This is a genomic window from Dactylosporangium maewongense (assembly GCF_039531485.1).
Lineage (GTDB): Bacteria > Actinomycetota > Actinomycetes > Mycobacteriales > Micromonosporaceae > Dactylosporangium > Dactylosporangium maewongense.
The window spans coordinates 62,222-78,874 of the sequence record NZ_BAAAQD010000026.1; the positions used below are offsets into that span (position 1 = coordinate 62,222).

Annotated in this window: 16 protein-coding genes; 8 read left to right on the forward strand and 8 right to left on the reverse strand. The window is 69.1% G+C overall.

What is annotated here, in order from left to right:
* Positions 1–5 precede the first annotated feature (5 nt).
* Both ABD332_RS45945 and ABD332_RS45950 read right to left on the reverse strand, forming a co-directional pair.
* Positions 6–1,817 (reverse strand): S9 family peptidase, encoded by a 1,812-nt coding sequence (locus tag ABD332_RS45945; protein ID WP_344510905.1) that lies wholly within the window; start codon positions 1,815–1,817, stop codon positions 6–8.
* Positions 1,814–3,172, reverse strand: coding sequence for a M20/M25/M40 family metallo-hydrolase (locus ABD332_RS45950; RefSeq protein WP_344510907.1), 1,359 nt, complete (start codon positions 3,170–3,172; stop codon positions 1,814–1,816). The genes ABD332_RS45945 and ABD332_RS45950 overlap by 4 nt, the downstream gene beginning before the upstream one ends.
* 127 nt (positions 3,173–3,299) lie before the next feature.
* Between ABD332_RS45950 and ABD332_RS45955 the strand changes: the two genes are divergently transcribed.
* Both ABD332_RS45955 and ABD332_RS45960 read left to right on the forward strand, forming a co-directional pair.
* Positions 3,300–3,914: a TetR/AcrR family transcriptional regulator gene (locus tag ABD332_RS45955; protein WP_344510909.1), complete on the forward strand. Its 615-nt coding sequence runs from the start codon at positions 3,300–3,302 to the stop codon at positions 3,912–3,914.
* 213 nt (positions 3,915–4,127) lie between these two features.
* Positions 4,128–6,002 (forward strand): GAF domain-containing sensor histidine kinase, encoded by a 1,875-nt coding sequence (locus tag ABD332_RS45960; RefSeq protein ID WP_344510911.1) that lies wholly within the window; start codon positions 4,128–4,130, stop codon positions 6,000–6,002.
* A 91-nt stretch (positions 6,003–6,093) separates the two neighbouring features.
* On the opposite strand, the gene ABD332_RS45965 is transcribed toward ABD332_RS45960, so the two are convergent.
* On the reverse strand, positions 6,094–6,486 hold the full coding sequence (locus ABD332_RS45965; protein WP_344510913.1) for a hypothetical protein: 393 nt from the start codon (positions 6,484–6,486) through the stop codon (positions 6,094–6,096).
* Here ABD332_RS45965 and ABD332_RS45970 point away from each other — a divergent pair.
* The 4 genes from ABD332_RS45970 to ABD332_RS45985 all read left to right on the forward strand — a co-directional run bounded on the left by ABD332_RS45970 (position 6,485) and on the right by ABD332_RS45985 (position 9,885).
* Positions 6,485–6,865, forward strand: coding sequence for a hypothetical protein (locus ABD332_RS45970; RefSeq protein ID WP_344510915.1), 381 nt, complete (start codon positions 6,485–6,487; stop codon positions 6,863–6,865). The two genes, ABD332_RS45965 and ABD332_RS45970, sit on opposite strands and share 2 nt — an antisense overlap.
* A 124-nt stretch (positions 6,866–6,989) precedes the next feature.
* The gene (locus tag ABD332_RS45975) at positions 6,990–7,787 is read left to right on the forward strand and encodes a HEAT repeat domain-containing protein (protein ID WP_344510917.1); all 798 of its coding nucleotides are present in this window, start codon (positions 6,990–6,992) and stop codon (positions 7,785–7,787) included.
* A gap of 292 nt (positions 7,788–8,079) precedes the next feature.
* Entirely contained in the window at positions 8,080–8,709 is a 630-nt protein-coding gene (locus tag ABD332_RS45980; protein WP_344510919.1) for a hypothetical protein, read from the forward strand.
* Positions 8,710–9,165: 456 nt separating this feature from the next.
* Positions 9,166–9,885 (forward strand): hypothetical protein, encoded by a 720-nt coding sequence (locus ABD332_RS45985; protein ID WP_344510921.1) that lies wholly within the window; start codon positions 9,166–9,168, stop codon positions 9,883–9,885.
* A 35-nt stretch (positions 9,886–9,920) separates the two neighbouring features.
* Here the strand turns inward: ABD332_RS45985 and ABD332_RS45990 are convergent, their stop codons facing one another.
* The 3 genes from ABD332_RS45990 to ABD332_RS46000 all read right to left on the reverse strand — a co-directional run bounded on the left by ABD332_RS45990 (position 9,921) and on the right by ABD332_RS46000 (position 12,178).
* Positions 9,921–10,265 (reverse strand): hypothetical protein, encoded by a 345-nt coding sequence (locus tag ABD332_RS45990; RefSeq protein WP_344510923.1) that lies wholly within the window; start codon positions 10,263–10,265, stop codon positions 9,921–9,923.
* A 343-nt stretch (positions 10,266–10,608) separates the two neighbouring features.
* A complete protein-coding gene (locus ABD332_RS45995) occupies positions 10,609–10,752 on the reverse strand; it encodes a hypothetical protein (RefSeq protein ID WP_344510925.1) in 144 nt (47 codons plus the stop codon).
* A gap of 334 nt (positions 10,753–11,086) precedes the next feature.
* Entirely contained in the window at positions 11,087–12,178 is a 1,092-nt protein-coding gene (locus tag ABD332_RS46000; protein WP_344510927.1) for a hypothetical protein, read from the reverse strand.
* Between the two features lie 787 nt (positions 12,179–12,965).
* Here ABD332_RS46000 and ABD332_RS46005 point away from each other — a divergent pair.
* Positions 12,966–14,573: a cellulase family glycosylhydrolase gene (locus ABD332_RS46005; protein WP_344510929.1), complete on the forward strand. Its 1,608-nt coding sequence runs from the start codon at positions 12,966–12,968 to the stop codon at positions 14,571–14,573.
* 137 nt (positions 14,574–14,710) lie between these two features.
* Here ABD332_RS46005 and ABD332_RS46010 read toward each other — a convergent pair whose 3' ends face one another.
* Entirely contained in the window at positions 14,711–15,058 is a 348-nt protein-coding gene (locus ABD332_RS46010) for a DNA polymerase ligase N-terminal domain-containing protein (RefSeq protein WP_344510931.1), read from the reverse strand.
* On the opposite strand from ABD332_RS46010, the gene ABD332_RS46015 reads away from it, so the two are divergent.
* Entirely contained in the window at positions 15,023–15,436 is a 414-nt protein-coding gene (locus ABD332_RS46015; protein ID WP_344510932.1) for a GNAT family N-acetyltransferase, read from the forward strand. The genes ABD332_RS46010 and ABD332_RS46015 overlap by 36 nt on opposite strands.
* Positions 15,437–15,592: 156 nt before the next feature.
* Here the strand turns inward: ABD332_RS46015 and ABD332_RS46020 are convergent, their stop codons facing one another.
* Positions 15,593–16,627 carry a hypothetical protein gene (locus ABD332_RS46020; protein ID WP_344510933.1) on the reverse strand — a complete coding sequence of 345 codons (1,035 nt, stop codon included), beginning with the start codon at positions 16,625–16,627 and terminating at the stop codon, positions 15,593–15,595.
* Positions 16,628–16,653: the final 26 nt, after the last annotated feature.

Sequence of the window (16,653 nt, forward strand, 5' to 3'; positions counted from 1 at the left end):
CTCGCTCAGCCGCCGACGGCGGTCCGGGCGAAGGCGATCGCTCGTTCGAGGTGCGCGAGGTGCCCGCCCTCGTCGCCGAACCCGTGGCCGCCTTCGAACCAGTGCAGCTCGCACGGGTGGTTGCGAGCGGCGAGCCGTTCGGCGTACACAACGACCTGTCCCGGAGGCGTGCGGGTGTCGCTGCTGCCCTGCCACAACAGGATCGGTGCGCGGACCTCGTCGACGTACGTGAGCGGGGAACGCTCACGGTAGAGGTCGCCGTGGGTCTCGGGCGGCCCGCCGAAGAGCATCTCGTCGAGGCGCCGCATCGCCAGCGGGCTGTCGTGGTGGGTCAGCTCCCAGTCGGCGAGGACGACCTCCCCGATGCCCGCGGCCCACAGCTCCGGTTGCCGTCCGAGCGCATAGAGCACGAGGAACCCGCCGTAGGACTCGCCGTTGATGAGGATCTGACCGGCGGCCGAGATTCCCTCGTCGACGAGCCACCTGTGCGCGGCGGCGAGGTCTTCGAGCTCCCAGCGGCCGACGTCTCCGTGGATCTGCTCCTCGAACGCGCGGCCCCGCCCTGACGAGCCGCGATAGTTCACCGTGAGAAAGGCGAAGCCGTGGTCGACCCAGGCTTGGGCGGCGGGTGTGAACTCGTCGGCGACGCAGATGTGCGGGCCGCCGTGACAGTGCACGACCGCCGGGAACGGGCCGGTGCCGGTCGGGCGGGCGAGCCATCCCTGGATCTGCGTACCGTCGCTCGACGGGAACACGACGTGCTCGAAACCGGCGCGGTCCGGCGAACCGTCTCCACCGAGCACCACCCGGTGCCGGGACGGCGCGTGCCAGGCGATCAGCGTGAGCGGGGACATTCCGTGCTCGTGGGACGCGAGCACCGTGCCGTCAGTGCCGAACTGTGACGTGCGCAGGTATGGCGAGCGGAAACTGCCGGCCGGGAGGTCGAGTCGCTCCCGTTCGCCGGTCAGGACGTCGACGCGCTCGAGCCACTGGGCGGCGAGCAGTTCGAGGCAGAGCAGGACGTGGCGCCCGTCCGGTGACCAGTCGAGCGGGACCACCGTCGCCGTGGTCTCCTCGAGGAGCTCGACGGTGGTGTCGCTGACGGGATCCCAGATGAGGACGCCCGACCGGTCGCCGGCTCGCTGCGTCGCGACAAGCACCCGCTGATCGCCCGGGTGCGGCGAGCAGCAGACGGCGGTGGCCGCGCCGGGCGACGGCAGCATGAGGCGTCCGACGACCGCGCCGGTCACGGTGTCGTACGCGGTGACGGCGAAACGCCGGGTGCCGGGCGCGTGGTCGGTGGTGTCGAGCGTGGCGACCGTGCCGTCGGCCGAGATCCGGCAGTTCCACGCCTCGTGCACGGTGCGGACGACGCGCCGGGGCGAGGTCGCGGGCGTGCCACGGGCGGGGAGACAGACCAGGTCGTAGCCCTCGTCGGTGACGATGTCGAGCACGAGCGTTTCGCCGTCCGCGCTCACGTCCGCACCGCGCAGCGTGTAGTCGGGCAGGCCCGGCGTCATGTCCTCGATCACGCTCGGGTCGCCGGGCAGCACGCGATGGACGTGCCCGAGCTCGTTGCCTCCGTCGTCGGCGAGGAAGAACGCGGAGGTCGCGTCGGCGGCGACCCACGCCGAGTCGATGAACCCGTCGGTGGGCACGCCGATCCGGCGGACCTCCCCGGTGGTGAAGTCGCACGCCGCGAGCTCGAGCCCGTGCTCGTCCTGCAGCGCCGCAAGCCCCCGCGACCGCGTGGCCTTCGCCACCTGTACCCACCTGAGGCGGGGCGCGAGGAAGCCCTGCCGCCAGTCGCCGGTCATCGGACCCTCACCCTCGACAGCTCGGACAGCAGCGCCGCGGCGATCTTCGGCGCCGACAGGTACCGATGCAGCTCGATGTTCTCGTTGGGAGCGTGGTTGGCCTCGTCGGCGTTGGCGAACGGCACGCCGATCGACGGCACGCCGAGGATCTTCGTGAACACGTAGTCCGGAAGGCTGCCGCCCATGGCCGGCACGAGGTACGGATCCTCGCCGTGCACGAGTCGCAATGCCCGTCGGATCGGTTCGACGAACGCCGAGTCGAGGTCCGTGCGGGACGGCTCCATCGCCGCGCGCAGCGTGCAGCGCACATCAGGGGCGTGGCGCCGCACGTGGTCGGCGATGCGTTCGTACGTGGTGTCGACCGTCATCGCGTCGACCAGCCGGACGTCGCAGACGGCTCGCGCCATGGCCGGGATCACCGCGCGGTCCCCGCCCGAGGCGCCGGTCTCGAACCGGCTGATCGTGAGGGTCGGATGTGCCGCGAGACGGTCGTAGAACGGCCGCTCGGCGGGTTCGTCCCAGCGGCCGATGCCGAGGGCGGCAAGCTGTTCGTCGTCGACGGGCAGGGCTTCGAGCGCGCGTGCCTCGGCGGCGCTGAGGGGTGTCACGTCGTCGGTGAAGCCGTCGATCGTGACCAGCCCATGGGCGTTCTTCATCGACGCGAGCAGGTGCACCAGCTCCCAGGCGGGATTCGGCCCGACCCCGCCCCAGTTCCCCGAGTGCAGGTCGATGGCCGCGCCATGCGCGATCAGCTCGAACTGGACGATTCCGCGCACCCCGAAGTTCATCGTCGCGCGTCCGCTCTCGTGCACCGGGCCGTCGCTCCAGACGACGAGATCGCAGGCAAGGAGTTCCGCGTTGCGGCGGACCAGATCGGCGAGGTTCGGGCTGCCGACCTCCTCCTCACCGTCCAGCAGCAGGGTGACGTTGCAGGGCGGCGAGCCATGAAGACGGATCCATGACTCGATGGCCAGGAGGTGGGCGAGATGCTGACCCTTGTTGTCGGCGGTGCCGCGACCGTAGACGCGACCGCCGTGCACCGTCGTCCTGAACGGATCGAACAGCCAGTCGCCGGCGCTGCCCGCGGGCTGCACGTCGTAGTGACCGTAGATCAGCACGCGGGGCGCGTCGTCGACCCGCGGCCCGCGCAGCAGCAAGGCGGGCTGACCGCCGGTCTCCAGCAGCGCCGTCTCGAGGCCCCAGGCAGCCGCGCGGCCGCGGATGTGCTCGGCCGCTTCACGCATGCCCCGGTCCTCGGAGCTGACCGAAGGAATCGAGACGTACCGGTCGAGCTCGTCGAGGTGGACGTCGTGACGTTGGTCGAGGTCGATGAGCACGCTCTGGAGATCAGTCACCGTCGGCACACCTCCACGGGTCGAGTCGTGGAGTGGACTCTAAATCTCCTCTCAACTACAGTCAATGTTCCGTTGCGACCGAAGGATTTACTCGGCCGCGAGTTCGTTTCGATTCGACAGGATGGGCATGGAAGAAGCTGGCCTGCGCGAGAGGCAGAAGCAGTTGCGCCGGCTCGCCGTGCTGGATGCGGCGCGTCAGCTGTTCGCGGAGCGCGGGGTCGACATGACGACGATCGAGGAGATCGCCGGGCGCGCCGTGGTCTCCCCCGCCACGATCTACAACTACTTCGTCTCCAAGAACGACCTTCTCGTCGCGCTGTTCGAGCATGAGTGGTCCGACGTCGAGGTCCGGCTTGCGAAGATCACGGTGCGGGCGGGTGACGACGCGGCCACCGCGATGACCCGGTTCGTCGAGGGGTACAACCGCATCGACGAGTCGTTCGGACCCCCTCAACTGTGGCGGCAGCTGATCGCGGCGTCGTTCACCGCGTCGGCCGAGGTGCGCACGTCCTACCAGCAGATCAGCGACCGCTTCGAAACCATCCTGGCCGAACGCCTGCGGCACCTCGTCACAGCCGGCCTACTGCGCCCCGACACCGACATCGAGGCGCTCGCCCGGTCGCTCAGCGCCATCGCCGACGCCGACTTCCACCACCGGGTGCGCGTCCGCGAACGCTGGACGCGAACGGCCTCGGACCTTCTTCGGCGACAGATCCGCCAGATCCTGCAGACCTCGACCTGAGGCACGAGACCAGCGCCGTGTATCGGGGCTCCACGCGGCCGGTCGCGCGTCGGCCCGATCGGGGCGGTCGTCGCGGCAGCGTCGTTCCGGCTCAACCAGTACATCCGCGGCGCCACGGTTGTGCCGGTTGGCCCGGCGCACACGGGTAGATCGGCCACCCGGCACCGACACCGGCGGTGAGCTGGAGCGAGTGAGTCGAGCTAGGTTTGGAGGGTGCGCGTCGGTTCGCGGTCACGGCTGGTGCGGCTGGCACCCCCGTCCCGCGCGGTCGGGATCACCGTCGCCGCTCTGATGATCGCGGTGGAGACGGTTCTGCTCTACCCGCTGCGATCGATCGTGACACCGCTGTCCCCGGGCATCATCTACATCATCGGCGTGCTGGTAGCCGCGATGGTGTGGGGGATGTGGCTGGGCATCGTCACAGCGGTGGCGAGTTCGCTCGCCTTCGTGGTCTTCCACGTCCCGCCCTTCGGCAGGATCGCCGTCTCGAACGCGCAGCAGCTGGCCGAGGTGTTGGCCTTCTTCGTCGTCGCGATGGCCACGAGCGTCATCGCGAACGTGTTCCGGCTGCGGATCGTGCAGGCGGAGGAGTCCGACCTCACCGCCGACATGGCCCGGCTGCTGCTACACGCGAACGACCTTCCCGGCGTCCTGCCCAAGGTCGCGCAACGCATCGCGGAGACGCTTGAGCTGCCGGATGCCGTCATCGATCGCGGCACCGTCGCCGGCGACGACCGATACTGGGCGTTTCCACTGCGTGTCGGCGCCACCTCGCTGGGCACCCTCCGCGTGCCGCGCGGGGTGCCTGAGCCGACCGTACAGCGCCTGCGGGAGCGCGTCGCGCCGTCGCTCGCGTCCCTGCTGCAGGCCGGGCACGAACGCGTGGCCATGGTGGACTCGTTGAAGGCGAGCCGGAAGCAACTGCGCCGGCTGGCCACCGAGCAGGCCGCGTTGCGGCGGGTGGCGACGCTCGTGGCGCGAGGCGGCCAGCCACCCGAGGTCTTCGAGGCGATCACCACGGAGCTGCACCGGCTCCTGGCCAAGAACACCCTGCAGGATCAGTACACGACGTGGCTGCTTCGCTACGAGGCCGAGGGCATGGTCACCGTCGTGTCGGCCAGCCTCGCCGATCTGCAGCCCGAGCAGACGCACTGGTCGTCCGAGGGCCAGAACGTCCTGGCACTGGTATGGGACACGGGCCGGGCCGCCCGGATGGACAGCTTCGAGGGTGCCATCGGCCCAGCCGCCGCGCTGGCACGAGAGCTGGGCATCCGCTCCGCGGTCGGGGTCCCGATCATTGTCCAAGGGCAGCTGTGGGGCGTGGCCGCCGTCGCGTCGAACCGGCCCAGTCCACTGCCACCCGGCACGGAGCAGCGCGTCGCGAACTTCGTGGACCTCGCCGCCACCGCGATCGCCAACGCCGACAGCCGGGCCGAACTCGTCGCATCGCGCGCCCGTCTGGTCGCCGCCGCGGACCAGGCGCGCCAGCGGATCGAGCGCGACCTGCACGACAGCGCACTGCAGCAGGCCATCGGCATCGGGCTGCGGCTGGGCCTGGTGCAGGCCGGCCTGCCGCCCGAGCTGGAGCAGACCAGAGCGGAGCTTTCGAGCGCCGTACACGGCCTGAACAACGTCGTGGACAACATGCGAGAGATCTCGCGGGGCATCCATCCGACGCTGCTCGCCGCGGGCGGGCTACAGCCCGCGATCAGGTCGCTCGCCCGCAAGTCGCCGGTACCGGTCGAACTGGACACCCACGCCGACGGGCGCCTGCCGCCAGTCGTCGAGATCGCCGCCTACCACGTCGTCTCCGAGGCGCTGACGAACTCGGCCAAACACGCCCACGCCACCGTCGTGCACCTGCGGGCGGCCACCCAGGACGGCACCCTGCGCGTATCCATCCGCGACGACGGTGTCGGCGGCGCCGACCCCGGTCACGGATCCGGCCTCACCGCACTGCGGGACCGAGTCGAAGCGCTGGGCGGACAACTGACCATCACCAGCCCCACCAACGGCGGCACCACGCTTCAGGCCACCATCCCGGTCGCGCCCCCGGAGTTCAGCCCGCTCGGCGTTCGGCCTTCCTGAGAAGCACACCGCCATCCTCGCGGGCGCGGCACGCATGCATAATGCCCGTGTGTCGCATGCTGACCTGACCGTGGACGCGTGGCTGGCCCTGTCAGCCGACGCGGCCGAGCGGACCGCGGCCGCCATCGCCCGCGACGTCGACGCCGAATTGCTCAGTGTCGCGGCATGCAGCTATGCCGGGCGGGCCGGTCGGGTTGCGCTGTTCGAGCGCGACGGCTTCCGGTTCGCCCTGGTGCCGGGCGGAACGGTGCACGTCGGCCACGACCCCGACCGTTTCGTGCCCACCCGCCGCCAGTTGGACGACTTCGCCGAGGCCGTCGACCTGTACTCGGTGCCCGCGCCGATCCACCGGTTCCTGGCCGAGGCGTTGTCGCCGCCGCGCCGGGCGGAAACTGCCGGCGCGGCTGGTCGCCGTCCGGTCGGTCGACGCCGACACGCTGCTGACCGCCGAACACGACGGCACCGACGACCACGACTCGGTCATGGCGCGGCTGGCCTGGCGAGGTCTGCGGCCGCCCACGCCGGACGAGTGGGAGCACGACTGCGGTGCGGGAGCGACCACGCTGTTCCGATGGGGTGACGAGTATCCCGACGGCGAACCGTACGGCGACGTGCCGCTGATCCAGCAGCCGAACTTCTTCGGACTCGTCATCGGCGACGACCCGTACCGGGCGGAGTTCACGACCGACCCGTCCGTGCTCTGCGGCGGCGACGGTGGCAGCGCGCTCTGCGGCGGGTCCGGAGCGTTCCTGTCCTGGGTAACGCTGGCCACCGCCTACCGCGACCCGACGCTGGCCGAAGTCGTCTACGACGGCTCCCTCGTCGGCGAGACACCGCTGCGTCCGGTCCTGCCACTGCCCTGACCAGCGTTCGGGGGCATCACGCTGCCATCGCCGGCTCGGAGCGCGGTCACGCAGATGGCATGATCAGCGTGAACGCCTCACGTCAGGCGTTGATCCTCTGTCGGAGTATTCGGGAGGCGTGCAGATGACGCTCGCTGAGGTGTTTCGTCATGTCGAGACACTGGACGGTGACCCGTGGCCGTCAGTGCATGCGCTGGCCATGAGCGGAGACCGCTCGCTGGTCCCGCCCGTTCAGGCCGCGCTGGAACGGTATCTCGACGAGGACGACTGGTACGGCCGGGATTTAATGGTGTACATCCTGGCCGGCCTTCGCGGGGTTGCCGCGTTCCCGCTGCTGCTGCGCGCCTTCGCCCGTCCCCTGCGCGGCGACGACCGCGACAATTTCTGCGCATGGCTGGCCGACATCATGGAGACGGACCCAGCGGCCTGCCGTCCCATCATTCTGTCGTTCATCGCTACCGGGCATCACGACCTGCGCAGTGCCGGGCTATGGGCACTCGGTTATGTTGTCCAGTCCAACGATGTCGAACTGCTGCGAGAGGCGCTGGCCGATCCCGACCCGAGAATCCGTCAAGATGCGCTTGGTGCGCTGTCGAGCCTTAAGGGTGACCGACGCGCCTACGAGCTGGTGCTGTCCGCCGTGCACGATCCGGACGCTTTGACCCGGGAATCCGCGGTCCTGCATCTGCGCTGGTTTGCTGACGCGGCTGCCGTCGAGCACCTGGCACGGCTGATCCAGGATCCCGACGTACGCGTGCGGTCGATACTGGGCGAGACGATCGGCACCCTGGCTGTCGGTACCGATCGTTCGGCAATGGCGGTCGATGCCCTGCTGTCGTTGTTCGCCGACGATGCGCCGCAGGTGCGCGCCGGAGCAGCCCGTGGTCTCGGCATGCTGGGAGCGCTGCCGGCGTTAACCTGATGACCCGCTGGGCGCGACGAACAGATCTTCCGCGGGTGCTCGGGCAAGCCGCAGAACGACGCAATCCGGCAAGGGCAGACCCTGCTGACACATCCCCGACGTCCAGTCAGTCACGGTCAAGTGCGCGGATCTGGCCGCCGTTCGTGCGCGGAGCGACGGACCAGCGCCCGTCACGGTCAGCGACCGGGCTTCGGCGCTGCTCGTGATCGGGAACAAGTAGCCGATGTGCGCGCGTCGGCGCGATGACGAAGACTCAGCTCCGTGGCACGTCGACGAGGTAGTCTCTCGGGTCGTGGCGGTAGAGACTGCTCAGCAGGGTGATGGCCGCCGTCTCGGTCAGGAAGCGATGCGGCGGTTACGGCTCAGGTCCGTCTGTGTGGTCGACCCTGGACTGACGGACTCGGAACTTGACCGGATCGAGCGGAAGTTCGGGTTCCGGTTCGCCGCCGACCACCGCGGCTTCCTGTCCGCAGGACTTCCGGTGAACACCCGGCCCCAGCCACGCGAGCCGGGCGTGATCCATACGCATCCGGAGCCATGGCCCGACTGGCGTAACGGGAAGCGTGACAAGCTGCGCAGCCTGCTGGACTGGCCCCGCAAGGGAGTGCTGTTCGACGTCGAACACAACGGTTTCTGGTACGACGGCTGGGGTTCACGCCCGAGCGGCACCGCATCGGCCGTGGCGACAGCAACGTCGATGCTGGCGCAGGTCCCGAAGATGGTGCCGGTGTACGGGCACCGGTATCTCCCTGGTGAGCCGAGGACCTTTGGTCACCCAGTGCTTTCGATCTGGCAGACCGACATCATCTACTACGGGTTGAACCTCGCCGACTACATCGACCGGAAGTTCAGTCGCCTCGGCCCAGGTGAAGGCTCGTGGGAGCCAGAAGCGAGCGTCGAGTTCTGGCGCGACCTTGTCTGAGCCGTACTCACTCCGGTCGTTTCGTCTGCAGGCATCCGCAATCAGGAACTGCGCGACTTCCGCGCGGCGGGACTGATCTCCGCCACCTGGTCGGGTGCGCATGTTCGCCGCCGTTGGTGCGCGCCCGGCCAGCGCTCATCACGGCAGCGGGCCCGCCTGTCCCGTCGGACAAGGCGCGACGGTCCTGCTAGCGGCACCGTGAATCACCAACCCTGTCTCAGCTGATCGGCTGGGTGCTCGGCGTGCGCGACGCACGCATCACTTCCGCTGAACCGGGGTTTCAGTCGGGGTGCGGCGGTCGGTGAGCAGTTCGACGCAGGCGGCGGTCAGGGTGCCGAGCAGTGCCGCGTCACCGGTTGCGGGCCTCGGTAGTCCGCCGAGAGCTCACCGGCGGGTCGGCGGACCAGATGTGGAAACGTCGGTGCGCGCGCCGCGCTCGCGTTGACGTGCGCGATCGTGACGGTGGCAGTCACCGGGAACAATGGGCTGATGTCGCAAGCGCACGTCCTTGTCTCCCCATCACCGCTGGGCGCGCGTGCGCAGGAGTTCCTGACCATGCACGCGCGGGTGGCGCCGCTCGAGCCGGGGCCGAGTGATGACGAGTGCCGGGCTGCGATGCGTTCGGTGCTCGGATACAGCGATGAGGGCATCCTGGCCACGTTTCAGCGCATTCAGCATCGATACTCGGGATTGACCTACTTCAGCGTGTTTCGTCAAGCCGAGATCCTGTTCGAGCCCACATTCGAGGTCGATCTCGATGGAAACGTCGTCTTTGCGTACGCCGTCATGGACGCCACGCCCGACGGCTGCCGCAGTGGATCTGTGCGCCCCGACGAAACGGTGTGGTTCGGCTTCCTGGACCGTGACGCGCCGGCGTTTCCCTCACTCGATCACTTTCTGGAGTGCGACGCCCTGCTCCACCACGCCCACCAACAGCGGCTCCTGTCCACGGAGACACCGCCGGACGCCAATGCCTACCTGACCGCCCTACGTGCCCGTCATCCACGCCTACGGCCGATGAACTCGGCGAGCGGATTCTCGGTGGGGTGGTGGACCGATGATGAGAGGCTCGTGTGCATCAACGGACTCGAGGCGCGGCTGGCGGCCGACGGACATGGCATGAGCCCGACGCCGACCGTCGTGACGACCTGGCTCATCGACGAATCCTCCCGATAGGAGGTCATCCTCAACGAGCCGCGGCCGCTGCAGGACTACGGCTGCTTCCCCGCCTGCAACCCGTTCGGCCGGGGGTCGGACGCCGGGTCGAGTTGACCGGCCTCCAACGGGCGCGCCGTCCGCGCCGCCCAGAACGGGCGCAGCTGCGGTACCAACGCCGCCAGGTAGGCACGCGCGTCGCCGGGGCCGCGTAGCGGCAGCCTCACGCCCACCGAGAACACCCCCCATGTGTACTCGTCCGGCCCGCACACTTCATCGCAGAACTGCGGATGCCCGGCCCGGAAGTACCCCGCTCCCTCGGCCGTCCAGACCAGCCCCGCACGCCCGTCGTCGGGTGCGATGACGTATCCGTCGCCCTCGACCCCGAAGCCGGTGATCATGCCGAGCCGCCACCCGTCGACCTCGGACTCCGCGACGACCGGAAACCCGTGGTACGCGGGCGCGTCCTCTGGCGGCGCCAGGAACGCAGGCAGCGCCGGATCGATCGCACGGCATCCTCGTCGACCAGCACCTCTCGGACCACGGGCGGCATTTGCTCCTCCGACACGCCGTCGATCCTCGCACTGACCGACTTCATCGAGCGACGGCATCCTCATCTGGCCGCGATCCGCTCGGCACGCACCTTGGCCTCCGGAAGCCGCGGTGCGCTCGTTGCCGAACGCGCTGCGGGCGCAGGGCCGACAGCTTCGCGCTCGTGTCGACGATCGTGGGCCCGACCAGCTGTCAGCACGAGGCGTCGCGGCGGACGCCGGCGCGGTACCGGAACTCGAGCACGTCCATCGCATGGGGAAGCTTGATGGGCGGATCGGCTTCCCGCATCGCCAGGATGCCCAGTATGTTGCCGCGGCGGATGGCGCCGTCGATCATCTCCTGAGCGTCGGCCGGCAACTGCCTTCAGGTCACGGCAGCGGCGCAGAGACCGCACAGCGTGTCGACACGGTCTGCGAGGCTCGTCGAGCAACGTACGTCGCAGCCGGGACACAACCAGTCCAGCAGGGTCATCAGTTTTTGGCTTCTCGTCCTCGACCGCCAACCGGCTGGCGCGTACTGCTGCCCTCTTGGCTGCTTGATCACGTTTCCGGTCATTCCGCGGGTCTCGCGGCAGATGACACGAAGATCGTCACACTGTGTGGCAGCGGCTCGGCGCGCTGATGCTCGCTCGTAGCCGATGTGCGGATGCGCAGGTCGGGCCTGAGGTCGGTCATGCCGGGCCGAGCGCGCGGAGGGAGGCGAGCCGGTCGGGCGGCAGGCAGTCGGTTAGGTTCCGCTCTAGGTCGACCAGTTCAAGGTCGACCGCGTACACCACGAAGTCGTCGGTGACTGGCAGCGTGGCCGACCAGTCGCGGAGGTTGAGCCGAGCGGCCGCCGAACACAACAGTCGACGCCCGATCTCGGATCCGGCGCCGGGGTCGGCCGCATCGAGCAGGGCGAGCTCCTGCCACACCAGCCGCACCGGTCCCGCCTCGGCAAGGTCGAGGTCGGTACCGGTCTCGAAGTCGGCCGGCGACCATGCGGCATGCGGGTCGATCGCCGCCAGGGCGGCGCGCTCGTCCGCGGTGCACGCGTGGACCTCGACGGACAGCGCGCGCGACTGGTGATAGCTCAGCGCGACGCAGGCGGCGGGGCCGTTGACCGTCAGGCGCGCCACGGCGTCCGGGATGAACGCGACCAGGGCGTCCTCGATTGCCCGGCATGCCACGTCGAGGTCGAACCCGGCCGGCGGCCGCTCGTAGCACACTTCGGACCAGTGGCCCATGACCTCGACGAGGCGGACCAGGCCGTCGTCGTCGTGTTCGGCCATCAGCGTTGAACGTGGCCGACCGTCGTGCTCGATCTCGACACGGCTGATCCGCCCATGGGTGTACGTATACGACTCTCGCCCCGAGCCGCGCCGCGCGACGGTGTCAGCCGAGCGCATCAGCCCACCCACGAACCGGTACTCGTGTAGGTAGATGGGCCCGTCCGTGTCGAAATGCGCCACCTCCACCACGTCGCTGCCGTGGCGGACGAACGTCTCGTAGTACAGGCGGCCGCGCAGGAAGCCGGAGTACTCCTCGGTCACCACCGCGCGGCCCTCGGCGTCGAAACCGATCCGTAGGACATCCCGGTCCGCCGGCGGTCGCGTATCCAGCCTGCGGCCGGGCCTGAGCAGGTCCCGTTCGAAGTGCAACGGACGCAGATCCAGGCCCGGCCAGCTGTACCAGTCCCAGCGCTCGACGAGCGCGGTCGCCGCCCGCTTGCGGGCGCCGTATTCGCCAGCGAGCTGGGCAAACCGGGAAGCAAGATCGGACACGTCCTGGATCCTACGAGTCGCCTCGCCGGCCCGGCGCCGGCACATCCGGATCTGGCCGCGATCAGCGCGGCACCTCCCAGCGACGGACGACCGACTCCGCCGATGTGCGTGCAGTCGGTCGGCGCTGAGTCGCGAATCCGCGCCCCGGTTGTGGTTCGGGACCACTGTCCGGAGCCGGAGTGTTACGCCGTCCCTGAGGGCGCGCCGCAGGTCGGGCAACGACCCGAGTCGGTGTGGACCGGCCGGCCACCTGACGACAGCCGCCCCCGCGCCGCGATGGTCAGCGGCATCGAAACCTCGGCCGCGGCGGCGAAACGGCGTTCCACCCTTCGCTCCTACGCTCACCGGCGTCCCGCGACCCACAGATCGTCGCCGCCGAGGCAAGCGTGCCACCGTGCGCCGCCGCCTCCCGGGCCGCGATCGAGGTGCCACCCGACATCGACGGGCGCTGAGCGCCGCCTGCCGCTCGTGCCCCACTGCGCGGGACGTCAGTGCGGCGCCGGACGGTCCGCTGGAACCCTCGCGCCAGCTGACCACGGCGACGGCGAGTGGCGGCGGCCGGCCCGCTGGTCAGGCAACCAGGATATCGACAATTTCCGAAAGATGCAGAGCCGGTTTCGCGGTCTTCGACGGAAAACCGCTGTTCAGCGGCCTGCGGCGGCCTAACGAACATGTTCGTCGAAGCGCATCGATTGACACCCGTCGCGGCCGTGGCAACACTCCTCGCCAGGTTCGGACCGGAGACGCCGTCACGTCCGGCGCTCGAGACCGTACGAGAGGAAGCCTCATGAGTTCGAGAGTTAGGAGGGCCGGGCTCGCAGTCTTTGCCGCCGGCCTGGCCCTCACCGGAGCCGTGTACGGCGTGGCGAGGTCGACCGCGGCCAACGCCGCGGCGCAGCTGACCGCTCCCCAACTGGTCGCCGACATGGGCGCCGGGTGGAACCTCGGCAACCAGCTGGAGGCCAACGCCAATGGCATTCCCAGCGAGACGGCCTGGGGCAATCCGGTCATCACCCAGGCTCTCATCGACCGGGTGAAGGCATCGGGCTTCAAGACGATCCGCATCCCCGTGTCGTACCTGGGAAAGATCGGGGCCGCCCCGAACTACACCGTCGACTCGGCCTGGTTGAGCCGGATCCAGGAGGTCGTCAACTACGCCTACAACTCCGGCCTGTACGTGCTGATCAACATGCACGGCGACGGCTACAAGAGCGTGACCGGCTCCTGGCTGGTCTGCGACGCGTCGGACCAGACCACGATCAAGGCCAAGTACCAGAAGGTGTGGCAGCAGGTCGCGACGAAGTTCGCGAGCTACAACGACCACCTGATCTTCGAGTCGATGAACGAGGAGTTCGACGGGCAGTACGGCAACCCCACCCAGCCGTGCTACTCGAACATCGTCGCCTACAACCAGATCTTCGTCGACACCGTCCGGCGGACCGGCGGCACCAACGCCTCGCGCTGGCTGCTCATCCCGGGCTGGAACACCAACATCGAGTACACGACCGGCAACTACGGCTTCTCGCTGCCCACCGACACCTATCGGTCGTCCTCCATCCCGAGCGGCGAGCAGCGACTCATGATCTCCGTGCACTACTACGACCCGTGGGACTTCGCGGGTCAAGAGGACGGCAACATCACGCAGTGGGGTGCGGCCGCGACCAACCCGGCCAAGAAGTCGACCTGGGGTCAGGAAGACTACATGGACCAGATGCTGAAGAAGATGTATGACACCTTCGTCACCAAGGGATATCCGTTCTTCGTCGGTGAGTACGGCTCGGTCGACAAGACGTCGGCCGACGCGGCGAACAACACCTACCGTGCGAACTTCGCCAAGGCAGTGGTCGCCACCGCGAAGAAGTACGGCGGGGCGAGCGCCTACTGGGACAACGGATACAACGGCCAGTACGGGCTCGGCCTGTTCAACCGCAGCTCCAACACGGTAACCCAGCAGGGCATCGTCAGCGCCATCATCAACGCCGCCGGCGGCACGTCTCCCACCACCCCGCCCATCTCGCCGTCGCCGTCCAAGACACCCGGATCGCCGTCGCCCTCGCCCTCGAAGAGCAGCCCGGGCGGTGCCGGCACCTGCCGGGTCGTGAACGCGGTCAGCGCGTGGAACACCGGCCTGACCAACAACATCACGATCGCCAACACGGGCAGCACCGCCATCAACGGCTGGAACCTGGTCTTCACTCTGCCCGCCGGGCAGACCATCACCGGCGGCTGGAGCGCGACCTATTCCCCGTCCAGCGGCACGGTGACCGCGACCAACGTCAGCTACAACGGCACGCTCGCCCCGGGCGCCTCCGCCACCATCGGCTACCAGGCCAACCACACCGGCAACGCCGGCGCCCCCACCGGCTTCAAGCTCAACGGCTCCACCTGCAGCTGAACCCCGGATCTCCGGCACGAAGCCGGAGTGGTTCTGCGCCCCGATCGGGCCGGACGGTGCACCATCCGGCCCGATCGGGCGGATCGCGCTCGCCGCGCCGATGACGGACGGCGGGTCCACTCAGTTCGAACCGGTCGCTAGGCCTTCATGAGGTGCAGCAGCCAGTCCGAGTCCGTTCTGATCAGCGCGTACGTTCGCGGGGCGCCCCGGCCGTGCAGTGTGAAGACGATGCGCTTGTCGTTGCGGTCCACCTCCTGCCACCAGCCGATGTCGGCAATCGACTTGTCGGCGTCGGTGTAGGTCAGGTGCTCGAGGTCATGGTCCGGCACCGCGACCGCCAGACGGTTGTGCCTTGGGTCGTCCGGCAGGCCGCGGGGAACCGCCCACGAGCGCAGGACCCCGTCCTCCTCCAAGCGCAGGTCGAAGTGGTGCCGCGGTTTGGCGTGCTCATGCAGCACGAACGTCGCCCGCCCCTGATCGTCCACGCCTCCCAGTCTGCCCTCTACGGGCGTTCGGAAATCCCTTGCGGGTGGTCGGCACCGAATGTCAGGGACGCCGACGGGGCGTTCCTCGGGTGGTGCGGCATGAGCCGGTTGAATCCGGTGTACCGCAGTGCATCGCTCGGCTACTGCTTCCACGATGCCGCGTGGGGCCACGGCTACGCGACGGAGGCCGCACGCGCGTTGCTGCGGTGGACGTCCGACACGCTGGACCTGAATCGAGTCCAAGCCGTGGTCTACGGGCTGATCAGGCAAGAGCGGCGGCCGTCGTCCGAGCCCGTACCTGCCCGCTGGGTGGACGTCGCCCGGCATCCGGGTGCATCGCTCCGCAGCGTCGAGGGCCCGGCGCGGGCACGCTCATAAAGTAGCCGCCGCAGGCGGCCGGGCAGGCTTCCAGCCATGCCGTGACCGAAATTGCAGTCGAGCGGAGACGGCTCGGCGCGCTTGTGGCGGATTGCGCGGACCGGATCTTGTTCGGCGGCTCGGTACCCGAATCGACCAGTTTCATCCGCCGAACTCTTACTGCTGGTCGAGCGTGAACGGGGCGTCGGGGCACGTCAGGCACGCGAATATGCGCAGGGCGCCCCACCTGCCAACGAGCAGGCCAGTCGGTTGCTGCGCCGCGGTCGGCTGGGGATCTTTCGCGGGCTGCCACCGCTTCTGCGTGCCGCCGTCGTATTCCTTCGAGTCGATGACGAGCACCAGGGAGGTCGGCCCGGTGCATTGGCGGCACCGCGTGTCGCGCAGGTCCGTCAGGCTCCAGTTCGCGTAGCCGCCAACCTTCCATCCCGGCGCCATGGCCACCTCGACATAGCTCATCCCGTCCTCATCCTCGTCGACTCGTTCGTCCCAGGCGTCGACCCGCTTGGCCAACCCGGCCGGCAGTTCCTGCCGGAACGGATATTCCAACACCTGCTCCGGGTACAGGCGGCACGGGACCGGGACGAAGTCGTTCCTGCCGATCCACGAACGCGGCGGGTCGGCGAATGGCCCGTTGACGTCTGTCTCGCGCCGCCAGCGCAGTGCGACGGTGGGACCGACCGGTCGGACGGCATGGTGGTCCGGGCACCACAGCACCTGCAGCATGTCTGCGCCGCCGGGCCGAGGCAGGTCCGGGATGTCCGCCGCGCGGAGCTGCGCCACCGCCACCATCGGGTTGGGCTGCGAATGGGGCCGCTCCCGCGTTCGATATCCGACGACCGGGCCGTCACCGGCTGAGCCGAACCCGGTGTAGCCCGGCCCCACGGTCCGGGCGATTTCACGATGCAATTCCATCTCGCCCTCGGCCATCACATGCTGCTGGGTACGGCGGGACTCCACGACCCGCAGCCGGTCCAGCAGTTCGGCCGGGATGGGGACCTCCTCGATCCCCCAACGCGGCGCGACGCACGTGGGCCAGGGCTCGTCCAGCGGCCAACGTAAGGGTCCGCCGATGTGGCTGTCGGCGGCCGTGACGTCACCGGGGCGCGGATGCAGGCGGGTGGCTGTCCGGCCGTACCGCACAAGCTCGGGAACTTCCGCGATCAGCTCAGGCGGCAACGGCGGTGTGATCACCGCGCAATCGTAGGGGCGACGCTGTA